This window comes from Mesorhizobium sp. B2-4-17, from assembly GCF_006441275.1.
Taxonomy (GTDB): domain Bacteria; phylum Pseudomonadota; class Alphaproteobacteria; order Rhizobiales; family Rhizobiaceae; genus Mesorhizobium.
This window is the reverse complement of the sequence record NZ_VFUX01000014.1, coordinates 17,739-33,678: the sequence shown is the minus strand read 5'-3', so window position 1 is coordinate 33,678 and position 15,940 is coordinate 17,739. Positions and strand designations below refer to the sequence as shown.

At 64.4% G+C, this 15,940-nt stretch carries 17 protein-coding genes and 1 pseudogene; 6 read left to right on the top strand and 12 right to left on the bottom strand.

Features of this window, described 5'->3' with window-relative positions:
- Window positions 1–221 precede the first annotated feature (221 nt).
- Window positions 222–2,912, bottom strand: a complete 2,691-nt coding sequence (gene acnA, locus FJ548_RS12995) for an aconitate hydratase AcnA (RefSeq protein ID WP_140766054.1) — start codon at window positions 2,910–2,912, stop codon at window positions 222–224.
- Window positions 2,913–3,197: 285 nt separating this feature from the next.
- On the opposite strand from acnA, the gene ccmA reads away from it, so the two are divergent.
- The 4 genes from ccmA (at window position 3,198) to FJ548_RS12975 (ending at window position 5,476) form a co-directional block, all read left to right on the top strand.
- Window positions 3,198–3,806, top strand: coding sequence for a heme ABC exporter ATP-binding protein CcmA (gene ccmA / locus FJ548_RS12990; RefSeq protein ID WP_140778030.1), 609 nt, complete (start codon window positions 3,198–3,200; stop codon window positions 3,804–3,806).
- 80 nt (window positions 3,807–3,886) lie between these two features.
- Window positions 3,887–4,552: a heme exporter protein CcmB gene (ccmB, locus tag FJ548_RS12985; protein WP_140778029.1), complete on the top strand. Its 666-nt coding sequence runs from the start codon at window positions 3,887–3,889 to the stop codon at window positions 4,550–4,552.
- 175 nt (window positions 4,553–4,727) lie between these two features.
- Window positions 4,728–4,901: a heme exporter protein CcmD gene (gene ccmD, locus FJ548_RS12980; protein WP_140778028.1), complete on the top strand. Its 174-nt coding sequence runs from the start codon at window positions 4,728–4,730 to the stop codon at window positions 4,899–4,901.
- Complete coding sequence (locus FJ548_RS12975) at window positions 4,898–5,476, top strand: DsbE family thiol:disulfide interchange protein (RefSeq protein WP_140778027.1); 579 nt, start codon at window positions 4,898–4,900, stop codon at window positions 5,474–5,476. The genes ccmD and FJ548_RS12975 overlap by 4 nt, the downstream gene beginning before the upstream one ends.
- 223 nt (window positions 5,477–5,699) lie before the next feature.
- Here FJ548_RS12975 and FJ548_RS12970 read toward each other — a convergent pair whose 3' ends face one another.
- Window positions 5,700–5,867, bottom strand: coding sequence for a hypothetical protein (locus FJ548_RS12970; protein ID WP_140696020.1), 168 nt, complete (start codon window positions 5,865–5,867; stop codon window positions 5,700–5,702).
- A gap of 286 nt (window positions 5,868–6,153) precedes the next feature.
- Here FJ548_RS12970 and FJ548_RS12965 point away from each other — a divergent pair, with 286 nt between their 5' ends.
- Both FJ548_RS12965 and FJ548_RS12960 read left to right on the top strand, forming a co-directional pair.
- A complete protein-coding gene (locus FJ548_RS12965) occupies window positions 6,154–7,074 on the top strand; it encodes an SMP-30/gluconolactonase/LRE family protein (RefSeq protein ID WP_140696023.1) in 921 nt (306 codons plus the stop codon).
- Window positions 7,075–7,236: 162 nt separating this feature from the next.
- Window positions 7,237–7,443 carry a 4-oxalocrotonate tautomerase family protein gene (locus tag FJ548_RS12960; RefSeq protein WP_140610186.1) on the top strand — a complete coding sequence of 69 codons (207 nt, stop codon included), beginning with the start codon at window positions 7,237–7,239 and terminating at the stop codon, window positions 7,441–7,443.
- Between the two features lie 240 nt (window positions 7,444–7,683).
- Here FJ548_RS12960 and FJ548_RS12950 read toward each other — a convergent pair whose 3' ends face one another.
- From FJ548_RS12950 to FJ548_RS12910, 10 genes and pseudogenes are all read right to left on the bottom strand, one after another.
- Entirely contained in the window at window positions 7,684–8,004 is a 321-nt protein-coding gene (locus tag FJ548_RS12950) for an NAD(P)H-dependent oxidoreductase (RefSeq protein WP_281407070.1), read from the bottom strand.
- Window positions 8,005–8,044: 40 nt separating this feature from the next.
- Window positions 8,045–8,155 (bottom strand): annotated as a pseudogene (locus tag FJ548_RS30750) (NAD(P)H-dependent oxidoreductase); the annotation flags it as partial.
- 101 nt (window positions 8,156–8,256) lie between these two features.
- Complete coding sequence (locus FJ548_RS12945; RefSeq protein ID WP_140778026.1) at window positions 8,257–8,877, bottom strand: pyridoxamine 5'-phosphate oxidase family protein; 621 nt, start codon at window positions 8,875–8,877, stop codon at window positions 8,257–8,259.
- An 11-nt stretch (window positions 8,878–8,888) separates the two neighbouring features.
- Window positions 8,889–9,563 (bottom strand): septation protein A, encoded by a 675-nt coding sequence (locus FJ548_RS12940; RefSeq protein WP_140610184.1) that lies wholly within the window; start codon window positions 9,561–9,563, stop codon window positions 8,889–8,891.
- A 62-nt stretch (window positions 9,564–9,625) separates the two neighbouring features.
- Window positions 9,626–11,635 carry a signal recognition particle-docking protein FtsY gene (ftsY, locus tag FJ548_RS12935; protein ID WP_140778025.1) on the bottom strand — a complete coding sequence of 670 codons (2,010 nt, stop codon included), beginning with the start codon at window positions 11,633–11,635 and terminating at the stop codon, window positions 9,626–9,628.
- A 12-nt stretch (window positions 11,636–11,647) separates the two neighbouring features.
- Window positions 11,648–12,994 carry a tRNA (N(6)-L-threonylcarbamoyladenosine(37)-C(2))-methylthiotransferase MtaB gene (gene mtaB / locus FJ548_RS12930; RefSeq protein WP_181165746.1) on the bottom strand — a complete coding sequence of 449 codons (1,347 nt, stop codon included), beginning with the start codon at window positions 12,992–12,994 and terminating at the stop codon, window positions 11,648–11,650.
- A complete protein-coding gene (gene dapF / locus FJ548_RS12925; RefSeq protein ID WP_140612912.1) occupies window positions 12,991–13,875 on the bottom strand; it encodes a diaminopimelate epimerase in 885 nt (294 codons plus the stop codon). Before dapF ends, mtaB begins: the two co-directional genes overlap by 4 nt.
- A gap of 98 nt (window positions 13,876–13,973) precedes the next feature.
- Window positions 13,974–14,135, bottom strand: a complete 162-nt coding sequence (locus FJ548_RS12920; RefSeq protein ID WP_140612911.1) for a DUF1328 family protein — start codon at window positions 14,133–14,135, stop codon at window positions 13,974–13,976.
- Window positions 14,136–14,210: 75 nt separating this feature from the next.
- On the bottom strand, window positions 14,211–14,777 hold the full coding sequence (locus FJ548_RS12915) for a hypothetical protein (protein ID WP_140778024.1): 567 nt from the start codon (window positions 14,775–14,777) through the stop codon (window positions 14,211–14,213).
- Between the two features lie 77 nt (window positions 14,778–14,854).
- On the bottom strand, window positions 14,855–15,859 hold the full coding sequence (locus FJ548_RS12910) for an MBL fold metallo-hydrolase (protein WP_140612909.1): 1,005 nt from the start codon (window positions 15,857–15,859) through the stop codon (window positions 14,855–14,857).
- Window positions 15,860–15,940: the final 81 nt, after the last annotated feature.

Below are 15,940 nucleotides of genomic sequence, written 5' to 3'. Positions count from 1 at the left end.
CCATGTGGCAAACTCTCCTGATCCCCGACGATCTCTATTGCGGGCGAACTGGTCAGGAACTTGGGCCGAGCCGCTAATGCTTTGAGCGGCCTGGCTTTTATTGCCGGGCAGTAGGGCAGTAGGGCAGTAGGGCAGTAGGGCAGTAGGGCAGTAGGGCAGTAGGGCAGTAGGGCAGTAGGTGTTGCTTCCCTACGGCCCTACTGCCTCATTCCCTTGCTGCCTCAGGCAGCGAGATCGCGCAGCACGTATTGCAGGATGCCGCCGTTCTTGAAGTAGTCGAGCTCATCCAGCGTATCGATGCGGCAAACGATCGGCACGTTCTTCACCGTGCCGTCGCCATAGGTGACCTTGGCGTTCATCGTCTGGCGCGGCTTGATCGCATTCAGGCCGTCGATCTCGACGAGCTCGTCGCCCTTGAGGTTGAGCGACGCCCAGGAGGTGCCGTCCTCGAAGACGAAGGGGATGACGCCCATGCCGACCAGGTTCGAGCGATGGATGCGCTCGAAGGACTGGGCGATGACCGCGCGGACGCCAAGGAGATTCGTTCCCTTGGCCGCCCAGTCACGCGACGAGCCGTTGCCGTATTCGACGCCGGCGAAGATGACCAGCGGCACGCCTTCCTTCTTGTACTCCATCGCCGCGTCGTAGATCGATTCCTCTTCCTTCGACGGGTAGTGGATGGTGTAGCCGCCCTCGCGGCCGTTCTCGCCCAGCATGTGGTTGCGGATGCGGATGTTGGCGAAGGTGCCGCGCATCATCACCTCATGGTTGCCGCGTCGCGTGCCATACTGGTTGAAGTCGGCAACGCCGACGCCATGGTCGGTGAGGTATTTGCCGGCCGGCGACGCGGCCTTGATCGAACCCGCCGGCGAGATGTGGTCGGTGGTGATCTTGTCGCCGAACAGGCCGAGGATGCGAGCCCCCTTGATATCACCGATCTTGCCGAAGCCCGATGTCATGCCGGCGAAATAGGGCGGGTTCTGCACATAGGTCGAGTTGTCGTCCCAGGCATAGGTCTGGCCTTCCGGCGCCTTGACGTTCTGCCAGTATTCGTCGCCCTTGAAGACGTCGGCATATTTGCGGGCGAACAGCTCGCGGGTGACGTTCTTCTCGATGAACTCCTGGATCTCGGCCGAGCTTGGCCAGATGTCCTTGAGGTAGACCGGATTGCCGTTGCTGTCCTCGCCAAGCGGCTCTGACGTCAGGTCCTTGGTGACGGTTCCAGCCAAGGCGTGGGCAACGACCAGCGGCGGCGAGGCGAGGTAGTTGGCTTGCACGTCGGGCGAGACGCGGCCTTCGAAGTTGCGGTTGCCGGACAAGACCGCGGCAGCAATCAAACCTTTATCGTTGATGGTCCTGGAGATCGGCGCCGGCAGCGGGCCGGAATTGCCGATGCAGGTGGTGCAGCCGAAGCCGACCAGGTTGAAGCCGATCTGGTCGAGTTCCTTCTGCAGGCCGGATTTCTCCAGATATTCGGCGACCACCTGGCTGCCGGGCGCCAGCGAGGTCTTCACCCACGGCTTCTGCTTGAGGCCAAGGCGGTTGGCGTTGCGGGCGAGCAGCCCAGCGCCGATCAGCACGCTCGGGTTCGAGGTGTTGGTGCACGACGTGATGGCGGCGATGACGACGTCGCCATGGCCGAGATCATGATCGGTGCCTTCGACGGCGTAGCGCTTGGAAATTTCCGCCGCCTTCCTGTATTCGGTGTCCATCGCCTTGGCGAAGCCGGCCGGAATGCCTTCGAGCGCGACACGGCCTTCGGGGCGCTTGGGGCCGGCCATCGACGGCACGACATCGCCGAGATCAAGTTCGAGCAGGTCGGTGAAGACGGGGTCGGCGGAGCCTGCCTCGCGCCACATGCCTTGCGCCTTGGAATAGGCCTCGACCAGCGCGATGCGGCTTTCCTCGCGGCCGGACATTGTGAGGTAGCGGATTGTCTCGCTGTCGACCGGGAAGAAGCCGCAGGTGGCGCCGTATTCGGGCGCCATGTTGCCGATGGTGGCGCGGTCGGCCAGCGTCATGTTGGAGAGGCCGGGGCCGAAAAACTCGACGAACTTGCCGACGACGCCCTTCTTGCGCAGCATCTGGGTGACGGTGAGCACGAGGTCGGTGGCGGTGACGCCTTCCCTGAGCTTACCGGTGAGGCGGAAGCCGATCACTTCGGGCAACAGCATGGAAACGGGCTGGCCGAGCATGGCCGCCTCGGCCTCGATGCCGCCGACACCCCAGCCGAGCACGCCAAGGCCGTTGATCATGGTGGTGTGCGAATCGGTGCCGACGCAGGTGTCGGGATAGGCTGTGGTTTCGCCATCCTCGGTGTTGGTCCACACCACCTGGCCGAGATATTCGAGGTTGACCTGGTGGCAGATGCCGGTGCCGGGCGGCACGACGCGGAAATTGCGGAACGCCTGCTGGCCCCATTTCAGGAACTTGTAGCGTTCCTCGTTGCGCTCATATTCGAGCTCGACATTGCGGGCGAAGGCCATCGGCGTGCCGAACTCGTCGACGATGACGGAATGATCGATGACGAGGTCGACCGGCACCAGCGGATTGATCTTCTGCGGGTCGCCGCCGAGCGAGGCCATGGCGTCGCGCATGGCGGCAAGGTCGACCACGGCCGGAACGCCGGTAAAATCCTGCATCAGCACGCGGGCCGGGCGATAGGCGATCTCGACGCCGGCGGTGCCCTTGTCGGTCAGCCAGCCGGCGACCGCCTGGATGCTGTCCTTGGTTACGGAGCGGCCATCCTCGTTGCGCAAGAGGTTCTCCAGCAGCACCTTCATCGAATAAGGCAGCTGGGCGATGCCGGTGAGACCGTTCTTCTCGGCCTCGACGAGGTCGAAATAGGCATACTCCGCACCGCCCGCGGTCAGCGTGCGGCGGCAATTGAAACTATCCAGGGATTTTGACACGTGCGATCCGTCCTTGTCTGTTCAGCCTGAAAGGGAACGGACGCCGATGGCATGCAATCACGCGCAAAGGTGCGGGTACGGCCATTTCCGCTGTCCGTTCCCAAGCAACCCGAGCCGTTCAAGGCGGCGCGTGCGCTGGTTCGGCGCAAATTCTGTTCCCGCGCCGACCGCTGGCACGGATGCACCGCATATAGAGAATTTTCTGGAATAGTTCTAGACAGTTGCGGAGCAAATTTGTGCGACGCGGCAGTGGTCGCGAAACATTGTTTTGAGGGCAGGCGAGGGATGCGGCTTATCGCCGAAAATCTGGGCGGCGAACGCGGCGGCGAATCGGTTTTCTCCGGCATCGGCTTCGCGCTCGACCAGGGCCAGGCGCTGGTCGTCACGGGACCGAACGGCGCCGGCAAATCAACCCTGCTCCGGATCATCGCCGGGCTGCTGCCGAAGGCCGAGGGCGGTCTGCTGCTCGAGGGCGGCGGTGAGGCGTTTCCGTCGATCGCTTCGGCCTGCCATTATCTCGGTCATCAGAACGCGATGAAGACGGCGCTCAGCGTGGCCGAGAATTTGCGCTTCTGGCGGGAGTTCAATGGCAGCGGAGATGTCGGCGTCGAAGAGGCGCTGGAAACGGTCGGGCTGGGGGGCATCGGCAATCTGCCGTTCGGCTATCTCTCGACCGGGCAGCGTCGCCGCGCGGCGATCGCGAAGCTGCTGGTCAGCCATCGACCGTTATGGTTGCTCGATGAGCCGACGGCGGGGCTGGACAAGGCTTCGGAGGAGCGGTTCGCGGGGCTGATGCGCAAACATCTGGGAGACGGAGGGATTGTCGTGGCGGCAACGCATCTGCCGCTGGGGATCGAGGGGGCAAAGGCGCTGCGGATGGGGGAGGCCGGCTGATGTCTGCCCTCTACGGCGCCCCCCTCTGTACAGAGGGGGGCGCGAAGGAACTCCCACCTAAACAAAAGGCCGCAGTGTAAATGTGGTCCCTCTTCCTGCGCGACATCCGCCTCTCGATCCGCGCCGGCGGCGGCGCGCTGACCGGCGTCATCTTCTTCCTTGCCGTCATCGCCACCATTCCGTTCGGTGTCGGGCCGGACCTGAAGCTGCTTTCCCGCATCGGCCCGGCGATCCTTTGGATCGGGGCGCTGCTGTCCTGCCTGCTCGGGCTCGACCGGCTGTTCCAGGCCGACCGCGAGGACGGTTCGCTCGACCTGCTGGTGCTCGGCAACGACCGGCACATGCTGGCGCTCACCGTGCTGGTGAAGTGCCTGGCGCATTGGGCGGGAAGCGTGTTGCCGCTGGTCGTCGCAGCCCCCCTGCTCGGCCTGTTCATGAACATGGAGCCGCTCGCGATCGGCGCCACGGCGCTCACCCTGCTGGTCGGCACGCCGGCGATCACCTTCATCGGCGCCGCGGGGGCGGCCGTGGCGGTGGCGCTGCCACGTGGGGGGCTGCTGATCTCGGTGCTGGTGCTGCCGCTGACCATACCGGTGCTGATCTTCGGCGTTTCGGCGAGCTACGGCGCGACGGCCAGTCCCGACCCGTTCCTGCAACCCTTCCTCATTCTTGCCGCGCTGACGCTGTTTCTTGCCGTGCTGGGACCGGCCTCGGCGGCGCTGGCCTTGCGCCATGGTACGGATTGAGTGACCTCGGCCAGGGTTTACGCGACATCAGGGCGGCGGGGCGGCGACCATGCAGGTTTGGGACTGCGGCGCGGCAGCCGATTGCGAAGCCACGGGCAGGCCGTTAAGGGAAAAGCATGATCGAGCGAGGCGAAACGGTCCGGTCGGAAAAAAGGACGTCGATGGAGCGGCGGCCATGAGCGCGCATGCACTCTATGTCGCTGCGGCCTATGCGATCACCGCCGTGGTGCTGGCCGGCTTGATTGGCTGGATCCTGCTCGACCAGCGCGCGCGCAAGCGCGAGCTTGCCGAACTCGAAGCGGCCGGCGTGCGACGCCGTTCCGACAAGGCCGGGACACCGAAGTCATGAGCAGTGAAAGCGAAACACCGCCCCCCCGTCGGGGCCTGTTCGTATTTTTGCCGCTGCTGGTCTTCCTCGGCCTGGCGGGACTGTTCCTGTCGCAGCTGCTATCGGGACGCGATATTTCGGAAGTGCCCTCGGCGCTGATCGGGCTGCCGGCGCCGCAAACCAGCCTGCCGGCGCTGGCAGGGTCAAACCTGCCGGGGCTCGATTCGAAGGCCTTCGCCGGCAAGGTCACGCTGGTCAACGTGTTTGCCTCATGGTGCGCGCCGTGCCGGGAAGAGCATCCGGTGCTGCTGGCGCTGGCGCAGGACAAGCGCTTCACCATGGCGGCGCTGAATTACAAGGACCGGCCGGAAAACGCCCGCCGCTTCCTCGGCGACCTCGGCAATCCATTCCAGGCGATCGGCGTCGACGAGGCGGGCCGCACGGCGATCGACTGGGGGGTCTATGGCGTGCCGGAAACCTTTGTCATCGGCAAGGACGGCAAGATTGCCTACAAGCATGTCGGTCCGCTGACGGCGGAGTCGGCGAGGGATCTCCTGCTGCCGCAGATCGAAAAGGCACTGGCAACGCCGGGTTGAGGCGGCCCTTCGGTCGTCATTCTAGGGCGAAGCAAGAAGCGAAGCGACGCGGCGCAGACCCTAGAATCCATTCCGTGACATTCGTTAGAAGTGCGGCGGTCCGAAACGCGTACGAGCCCTGCACCGCGGTAACTCTCGAAAATCACGGCATGGATCCTTGGGTCTTCGCTCCGCTTCGCGTCGCTACGCCCAAGGATGACGAACGTGATTGGCCGACCGAATACTAGCCGTAGATCTGCTTGTGGATCTGGTACAGCATCTCGCTGCGGTCGGCGCGCATGTCGGCCAGGTCGCGGCTGGAGAAGCTGTCGATTTCGGCGACGAGGCGGTTGTACTGCTTGCGCTTGGCGATGCTGGTGCGAGCGCGGGTCACGAGATCGTTGAAGATCATGTCAAGGTTCCTTCTATGCCGCGTTTGTCGCGGCTGGTTCTTCCTCCCTTGATCGATACGCAGCATGACATAGGAATGGTGCGCTGCAAAAAGAAGATGTTGCAATGCACCATTGCGCGGAGCGCATAGCAGGTTAATGGCGTTCTAAAGCGTCCTTCCGCACATCGGACCGCCGGCGCGAAAGGCTGGCCCAATCCGTTTTGTCTTACAAATGCGAAATCCACGGCTTGCCATATCGATCGCGGGCTGGCTTGATCCGACGTCACGTGATGCCGGGAGGAAATGCATGGCGGCCTCAGACTATTATGAAGTTCTCGATCCGCGCTTCGCGCGCCTGTTCAATGGCAGCGCGCAGGTGGAGAAGCTGTTCACCGGATGCCGCTGGGCGGAAGGGCCGGCCTGGTTCGCCGCCGGCCGCTACGTCGTCTGGTCGGACATCCCGAACAACCGCATGCTGCGCTACGACGAGACGGATGGCAGCGTCAGCGTCTTCCGCCAGCCCTCCGGCAATTCCAACGGCAACACCGTCGACCGGCAAGGCCGGCTGGTCACCTGCGAGCATTCGGGCCGCCGTGTCAGCCGCACCGAGCATGACGGCTCGGTCACCACGATTGCCGCCAAATGGAAGGGCAAGCGGCTGAACTCGCCCAACGACGTGGTGGTGAAATCCGACGGCTCGATCTGGTTCACCGATCCGAGCTATGGCATCGACACCGACTATGAGGGCGACAAGGCCGAGAGCGAGATCGGCGCCTGCCATGTCTACCGGGTCGATCCCGAGACTGGCGAGGTGGAGGCCGCCATCACCGACATGGTCAAGCCGAATGGCCTCGCCTTCTCGCTCGACGAAAGCCTGCTCTATGTCGTCGATACCGGCCGCACGCATGGCGCTGAGAACCCGGCGCATATGCGCGTGTTCAACGTCGGCAAGCACGGCAAGAAGGTTTCGGGCGGCAAGGTGTTCGCCGACTGCACCGCCGGCCTGTTCGACGGCTTCCGGCTCGACGCGGACGGGCGCATCTGGACGAGCGCGGCTGACGGCATCCATTGCTACGATCCGGACGGGACGCTGATCGGCAAGGTCAAGGTGCCGGAGGTGACCGCCAATTGCGTGTTCGGCGGCGCCAAGCTGAATTGTCTCTACATCGCCGGCACCACCTCGCTCTATTCGGTGCGGCTGATGGTGAATGGGGCCAAGACCTATTGAGGCTACTGGAAACTTTTCTCTGGCGGCCTCTGCTGGCGTTTCTGCGCCTATCTGATGCGCTCGCCGCGCCACGGGTACTGCAACCCCCGCGCTGCGGTTTGCCGGAGCGAGCTTCGAAACACTTGCCGGGCGGCGACCGGCAGAATCCAAGGGGAGGACGTCATGCCATTCGTCAACATCCGCATCGTCAAGGAAGTGATCGCCGCCGATCCGGCCGGCAAGAAGGCTGAGATCGCCAGGAAGGTCACGGCCGCCATCATGGACGCCACCGGCCTCGGCAATGACGATGTCTGGGTGGTTTTTGAGGAGGTCAATGCCCGCGACTGGTATGTCGGCAAGACCGATGTCGAAACGCTGCGCAAGGGCTAACCCGACTAAGGCTGCTACGCGGACATTGTGAGGGGCCGGCGGGACAGCGCCCCCCTCTGTCCTGCCGGACATCTCCCCCACATGGGGGGAGATCTGATGCCGCTACCGCTTTCGCCAATAATCAACGTTACGAGAGGAAGCCGGCGGCGGAACTGCCAATCTCCCCCCAAGTGGGGGAGATGCCCGGTAGGGCAGAGGCGGGCGCAAAGGATCGCAAACGAAGGATAGTGGCCAACACGCTCAACGCGTCCCGATAAACTCCGCAAAAGCCGCAACCGCATCGTGCATGACCAGCCGGTTCGCCGGTTCCGTGAGAATATTCTCCACCTCCGGCGACTTCTTCCCCAGCAAGGCAATCTCAAGCCCGCCGTCGTAAAGCGCGAACGACATGGTGCGCATGATCTCGGCCAATGCGGCGCGCGCATAGAGCGAGCGCGGCGAGGCGTGCACCAGCATCGCCGGCTTGTCGATGGCGGCCTCGCCCGACACCAGCCAGTCGAGCGCGTTCTTCAGCCCGCCCGGAACGCCATGGGCATATTCCCGGGCACGAGATGATGACACCGTCCGCGCGGGTGATCATCTCGATCAAGCGTGCCGCTTCGGAAGGCGTGCGCTCGCCTTCGTCGTCGGGATTGAAGATCGGCAGCCGGCCGAGGCCGTCATAAAGCTGGACGCGGCAGTCCGCAGGCGCGTTGGCGGCCAAGGCCGCCACCAGGGCCGAATTGGTCGAGGCGGCGCGCAGGCTGCCGGAGATGGCGATGATGTTGAGCACGGTGAAGAAGGCCGGTTCGGACGAATCGTGTCCGTCCGAGCCTACCACATGGTCCGCCGGTAATCGTCGTCCAGCCAGCGGTCATTCGCCTCGGCGGAGTCGGCGAGCGCCAGCTGGTCACGCAGGATCTGGCCGAGCGTCGGCAGCATGGCGCGGTCGTACCAGCTCTCCGGCTTCCACAGATCGGAGCGCATGAAAGCCTTGGCGCAATGCATGTAGGTGGCCTTGACTGACACCACGATGACGCTTTGCGGTTCCTTTCCGTTAACGGCAAGGCGCTCGCGCAAGGTGGCATCCACGGTGATGCGGGCATCGCCATTGACGCGCAGCGTCTCGTTCATGCCGGGGATGAGGAAGAGCAGGCCGACCGAAGGATTGCGCAGGATGTTTTCCAGCGTGTCCAGCCGGTTGTTGCCGGGCCGGTCGGGGATGGCGATGGTGCGGTCGTCGAGAATGGCGGCGAAACCGGGCTTGTCGCCCTTCGGCGTCACGTCGGAATTGCCTTCGCCGTCGGAGGAGCCGATCAGCACGAAGGGGCTCTTGCCGATGAAGGAGCGGCAGTGGCCGTCGAGGGTCTTCAATTCCTTGCGGATGGAACCGTCGGTGGGGCGCGGCCTCTTGTAGATCGTCCGCAGCTCTTCGCGCGTGGTGACGAATTCCATGGCTTTACTCCCTATTTGCCGGCCTTCTCCTCGCCGCCTGCCTTGTCGTCCAGCGAATGGCGCAGGATCAGCGGCATCTGGCTGAAGGTGAACAGGAGCGTGATCGGCATGATCCCCCAGACCTTGAAGGTAACCCAGGCGTCGGTGGAAAAGTTGCGCCAGACAACTTCATTGACGATGGCCAGGAACAGGAAGAACAGGCCCCAGCGGAAGGTCAGTTTCCGCCAGCCTTCGGCATCGAGCCGGAACGCCGAATCGAAGACATAGCCGAGCAGCGACTTGCCGAAGAACAGGCCGCCGAGCAGCACGCCGCCGAACAGCGTGTTGACGATGGTCGGCTTCATCTTGATGAAGATGTCGTCCTGCAGGTAGAGCGTCAGCGCGCCGAAGATGAGGACGACGACGCCCGACACCATCGGCATGATTGGCAAGGTGCGGGTGAGCAGCCACGAGACGGCAAGGGCGATGACGGTTGCCGCCATGAACAAGCCGGTGGCGACAAAGATCGGCCCGCCGAATTCGGCCAGCACCGGAAATTTCTGCGTCAGCCATTCGCCACGCGCATTGGCGAAGAAGAAGACCATCAGCGGCCCGAGCTCAAGCACCAGCTTGAGCACGGGATTGACGCCTTCCTTCTTCTCTTTCTGCGGATCGGAGGGATCGCGCTCGAGGATAGGTGGGTTCATGGAATCTCTTTCTTATGCATGGTCTGGCCCAAAAAGCCTGCAACTTTTTGGGGCATGCTTGTTTAGGCCACTCCGGCGATCGCCCTGGCGAATTCGCTTGCCGAGAAAGGCTCGAGGTCCTCGACCTGTTCGCCGACGCCGATGAAATAGACCGGCAATTTGTGCTTTGCCGCGATCGCCACCAGAATACCGCCGCGCGCCGTGCCGTCCAGCTTGGTCATCACCAGGCCGTTGACGCCGGCGACATTGCGGAAGATCTCGACCTGGTTGAGCGCGTTCTGGCCGGTGGTGGCATCGACCGTCTGCAGCACCGTGTGTGGCGCCTCGGGGTCGAGCTTGCCCAGCACGCGCACGATCTTTTCCAGCTCGGCCATCAGTTCGGTTTTGTTCTGTAGGCGGCCGGCGGTGTCGATGATCAGCACGTCTGAACCCGCCTCCTTGGCCTTCTCGAAGGCGTCATAGGCGAGGCCGGCGGCGTCGGCGCCAAGTTTCGAGGCGATCACCGGCGATTTCGTCCGCTCGCCCCAGATCTTCAGCTGCTCGATGGCCGCGGCGCGGAACGTGTCGCCGGCGGCCAGCATCACCGACAGGCCGCCATCGGTCAGTTTCGCCGCCAGCTTGCCGATGGTGGTGGTCTTGCCGGTGCCGTTGACGCCGACCACCAGGACGACATGCGGCTTGTGCGAGAGATCGAGCTCCAGCGGCATGGCGACAGGTGTCAGCACCTTTTCGACCTCGGCCGCCATGATGGCGCGGACTTCGGTGTCGGAGACATCCTTGCCGTAACGGCTGGAAGCCAGCGCATCGGTGACGCGCAGCGCCGTTTCCATGCCGAGGTCGGCGCGGATCAGCACATCCTCCAAATCCTGCAGCGTGTCCTCGTCCAGCTTGCGCCGGGTGAAGACGCCAGCGATGTTGCCGGTGAGTTCACGCGACGAGCGGGCAAGCCCGTCCCGCATGCGCTGGAACCAGGACCGCTGCGGCGCCGCCTCGGGCGCTTTCGCCGGCTCGGCCTTCTGCTCGACCTTTTTGGAGACGGTTACCTTTCCCTGGGCGGGTTTCGGTTCCGGCAGGGGTTGTGGGACAGACTGAGGTTCCGGCGCGATCTCGGCAATGACCGGCTGTACTTCGACCGGGGATGGTTGCCGAAGGGGGGGCACGATTTCCGCTGGTGGCGCCGGAATCGTCGGCGAAGCTTCGGCGGTCGGTGCGGAATTTTCCGCAGGTTGGCGCTGCGCCTCACCCTTACCCTCTCCACGTGAAGTACGGGGAGAGGGGGGCGTCAGCGTCGAGGCTTCTTCTTCGGTATCAGCAAAAGGGGTTCCGGCGTCGCGATCAGCGCCCTTCCCCCCGTCCCTATACGGGGAGAAGGTGCCGGCAGGCGGATGAGGGGCGGCGCTGACTTCCGGGGCAAGCCTTGCGGACGGGATCGTCGACGGCGTCTCGATCGGTGCCGGCACTTCGGCGGGCGCTGGCTCCGGCAGTTCCTCCGGTTCCGGCGCGATCCCTGGCCGTTCAGGAATTTCCTGTGGCGCAGGTTCCGGAAGCCGTTCCGGCACCACCGGCACGTCGGGGGTTTCTTGCGGCGCTGGCTCTTCGGCGGGTATTTCGGGAGCCGGCGGCTTCGGGGCGGGCTCGACCGGCGCCGGTTCCTCTTCCGGCTCGGGTTCCGGCAGCGGCTCCGGTTCGGCGGGAACCGTCGGCTCCTGCGGTGACGGTATAGTCGGAATGGGCTCGGGTGCCGGCGCCTCGACAGGCGCCATCGGGGGCGCGTCCTTTACCTCCCCCTCGATGGGGGAGGTCCCGAGCGCAGCTCGGGGGTGGGGGTGATCGGCGCCGGCGCTATCACCCCACCCCGCCGCTTCGCGTCGACCCTCCCCATCGAGGGGAGGGTGGGGCGCTGCTTCCGGTTCTTCGCGCTTCAAAAATTCCGGCATGGCCTGCTCGGCCGCCGGCTTTAGCGCGTCCAGTGCTTCCCATTTGATCGGCGGCAGCGGGGCGGTCTCGTCGATCCGCTCCTCGACAACCTCTTTCTTGCCGAACGAAAATATCTTCTTGAAAAAACCAGCCATGCTTTGCGTTTCTCAGGCGGCGCGGGCCGCAAGGGGTGTCGCGATCAGCCGGATACCATCATGGCCCGATATGTCGGCCTCGACGATTTCGCCCGGCGCGCCCATGCCCAGCGCGGCAAGCGTGAACCCTTCGGTGCGGCCAAGGCCATCGCGTTCGATCAGGATCGACTGGCGCGTTCCGGCAAGCGAGGCCAGATGGCGCCGATAAGCCGCCTCGCCGGCGGCGCGCAGCCTTGCGGCGCGCTGCTTGACCACTTCGCGGCGCACCTGCGGCATGCGCGCGGCGGGCGTGCCTTCGCGCGGGCTGAACGGGAAGACGTGGAGATGGGTCAGGCCGCACTCCGCGACGATCTTCATCGAGTTCTCGAACATGTCGTCGGTCTCGGTCGGGAAACCGGCGATGATGTCGGCGCCGAAGACGATGTCCTTGCGCAGCCTGCGCACATCCTCGCAGAAGCGGATCGCCTGGTCTCTGCTGTGGCGACGCTTCATGCGTTTCAGGATCATGTCGTCACCCGACTGCAGCGACAGATGCAGATGCGGCATCAGCCGTGGTTCGGTGGCGATGGCGTCGAGCAATTCGTCGTCGGCCTCGATCGAATCGATCGAGGACAGCCGCAGGCGCTTCACGTCGGGCACCTGCTTCAGGATGGTTTTCACCAGTTTGCCGAGCTTCGGCGCGCCCGGCAGGTCGGCGCCAAAGGACGTCATGTCGACGCCGGTCAAAACGACCTCGGCATAGCCGTTGCCGGCAAGCCGCTTGACCTGCTCGACAACGGCGCCCATCGGCACTGAGCGCGAATTGCCGCGGCCGTAAGGGATGATGCAGAAGGTGCAGCGGTGGTCGCAGCCATTTTGCACCTGGACGAAGGCGCGTGCCCGGCCCTCGATGGCGTCGACCATATGGCCGGCGGTCTCGCGCACCGAAAAGATGTCGTTGACGCGGGCCTTCTCGGTGTCGTTGACGCCGAAATCCGGCAGCGCACGGTAGGAGTTCGCCTTCAGCTTCTCCTCATTGCCGAGAACGAGATCGACCTCGTCCATGGCCGTGAAATCCTGCGGCGTGGTCTGCGCGGCGCAGCCTGTGACGATGATGCGCGCGCGAGGGTTGTCGCGGCGGGCCTTGCGGATCGCCTGCTTGGCCTGGCGGACCGCCTCGCCGGTGACGGCGCAGGTATTGAAGATCACGGCGCCGCCGGCCAGCGCGCCGAGGCCGGCGCTTTCGGCCTCGCGGCGCATCACCTCGGATTCGTAGGTGTTCAGCCGGCAGCCGAAGGTCACCACGTCAATGCCATCGGAAGGGGGAGCCTCGGAGAGGGGGCCCTCGAAGACCGGGCTCTTGGACAGAGCCGACATCAGGCCGCGCTTTCGGTGTCGCGGGCCCAGGTGCCCGTGGACGGATCGAAGCTGCCGGAAAACTCCCATTCGGCCGCACCGGTCAGGATGACGTGGTCGTCGTCGCGCCATTCGACATGCAGCGTGCCGCCGCCGGGGGTCAGCAGGCTGACGCTGCGCCCGGTCCGCCTGGTGCGGGCCGCCGCCACCACGGCAGCGCAAGCCGCCGAGCCGCAGGCCTTGGTCAGGCCGGCGCCGCGCTCCCAGGTGCGGATGACCATGGTTTCGGGCGACGTCACCTGCGCGATGGTGATGTTGGCGCGCTCGGGGAAGATCGGGTGGTTTTCGAGCAGCGGGCCGAAGCGCTCGAGCTCATAGGACCAGACGTCGCGGTCGACCCAGAAGATGGCGTGCGGGTTGCCCATCGAGACGGCGGAGGGCGAATGCAGCACAGGCGCGTCGATCGGCCCGATCTGCAATTCGATCATGCGGGTGTCGCGGAATTCTTCGGCCAGCGGAATTTCCTGCCAGCCGAAACGCGGCATGCCCATATCGACCGAGATCAAGCCGTCGGCATGCTCTTCTGCATTGAGAATGCCGGCGCGGGTCTCAAAGGTGAACGTCTTCCGGCCGGTCTCGGCGGCAAGCGCCTGAACGACGCAACGCATGCCATTGCCGCAGGCCTGGGCGCCCGAGCCGTCGGAATTCAGGATGTCGACATAGTAGGCAGTGCCCGGCGTCTTCGCGTCATGGATCGCCATGATCTGGTCGAAGCGGGTCGCGGGATCGGCGTTGAGCGCGATCGCCGCCGCCGCCGTCACCCGGTCGGCACGGCCGCGCATATCGGCGACGATGATCTCGTTGCCGATGCCGTTCATCTTGGCGAAGGGGGCGATGCCTGCCATTTCTTGCGGTCATTCCATATCCGTTTGGCGCTATATGGCGGAAACGGGCGGGAATTACCAGTCTGCCGGCGTGTTCAGCCGCGCTGAAGGCGCCGGCCCTACGTCACCGCGAAGATGCCAAGCACCATCAGCAGGAAGATGATCAGAACGATGCCGATGAGGACGCGCGCGCCGGTGGCCGCGGCTCCAGCGAGCGCCGGCATGCCGAGCAGGCTCGCCGCGGCGGCGATGATGAGAAGAATGATGATCCATTTGATCATGGGGATGCCTCAGACGTCGGATTTTTGAAACCGTTTGAAAACGTCCTCATGGCATTTGGGTTCCAGGCTACGAAATTAGCCGGCGATCTCGATGTCGGTGCTGAACGGCGCCGTCTTGGTCGAATTCTCGTCATGCATGAGGAAGTCGCAGCGATATTTGCCGGGCGGCAGGCCATCAAGCGAGAGGTCCAGCTTGAAGAACAACTCGCGGTTGTGCGAGCGCGATGCGACTTGCACACGGCCAACCTTTTCCATCGTGCCCAGCGTTTGTCCCGCGGCGGAGACGACGGTGATGTCGACCGAAAGCGCAATGGAGCTGTTGCCGAGCCCGTCCGAGCCATAACCATAGCCGACGGGCTCCATGTAGAGCACGATCTTCTCGCCGGGCTTGTAGATGTGATTGGTGCGCTCGCTGTAGATGCCGAAGCCGGTGGCGCTGTCCACCTGCTTGACGTTCAGCACGCCAAGCGGCATCGCCTTCCAGAAGGCTTCCTCGGCGCTGTTGAATTTTTCCATCGCGCCGGGGCCATCCCCCGACTGGAGCAACTTCTCGGCCTCGGCGGCCCGGTCGCTGATTTCGCCCGCGAAAGCCGCCGGCGTGCAGATGGCGGTGGCGAGCAGGGCTGCCAGGACTGTTTTCACAAGACGCGTCTCCATTCCTTTGAGCCGGCATGGTGGGGTAAAACAGCCACGGCGTAAATGGCAATTGCCGATGCGCCTCAAGGCACATCCCAGACCTCGCCGGGCCGCAAGGCGCGAAAGCGCTCCCGCGAGATGCCTTGATCGTCCAGTGCTTCGGCCAGCTTGCGGACCGGCTCGTCGAACTGCTCGTCGGTGAGCTGAAAGGTGCCCCAGTGGCAACCCGCGGCCAAGGCGGCGTTGCACAAAAGCATGCCTTCCACCGCCTCCTCCGGGTTCTGGTGCTGCGGCGCCATGAACCAGCGCGGCTCATAGGCGCCGATCGGCAGGATGGCGAAGCGGAAGCCGCCATGCTTCCCGGCGATCAGCCGGTAGTTAATGCCTTCATGGAAGCCGGTGTCGCCGGCGAAATAGATCTTTCCGCCCGGTGTCTCGATAACGAAGCCGGCCCACAGCGCCATACGCCGGTCGCGGGCGCCGCGCGCCGACCAGTGATGCGCGGGTTCGACGTGAATGGCGGTGCCACCTTCAACGGCGATCCTGTCGCCCCAGTCATGCGCCGTCAGCCGCATGCCGGGCACGGCGGCGTTGATGATGGTGTCGTTGCCGAGCGGCGTCACCACCAGCGGGTCGTGCTTTTCCTTCAGCCGCTTCAGCGTGGCGAGGTCGAGATGGTCGTAATGGTTGTGGCTGACCAGCACGAGGTCGATCGGCGGCAGGTCGGCGAAAGCGATGCCCGGCGGACTGACGCGTTTGGGACCGGCGAAGGAAAACGGCGACGAGCGCTGCGACCAGACCGGATCGGTGAGGATGTTCAGGCCAACCGTTTGGATCAGCAATGTGGAATGGCCGACCATGGTGACCTTCAGATCGGAGCCTTCGACCCGTGCAGCCGGCCTTGCCCGCTGAAACGGGCTCGGCTGCGCCGCCGGCCATTTCGAGCGCCGGCCATTCAGCTTCCATCTCAGGAGATCGGCAAAGCGGCCAGGCGGCTTGCCATCGGGATTGAAGAAGAAAGTGCCGTCGAAATGGTCGCTGGCCGGGCCGCTGTAGTAGCGATTGGCGGCTCTCTTTCTCGCGATCAAATCTTTGCTCCGGGCGGGGTTCGTTTCCCTGACATAGGCCCTGCCTCGCCTGGCGCAAGCGTTTGCCGGCCGAATGCCATC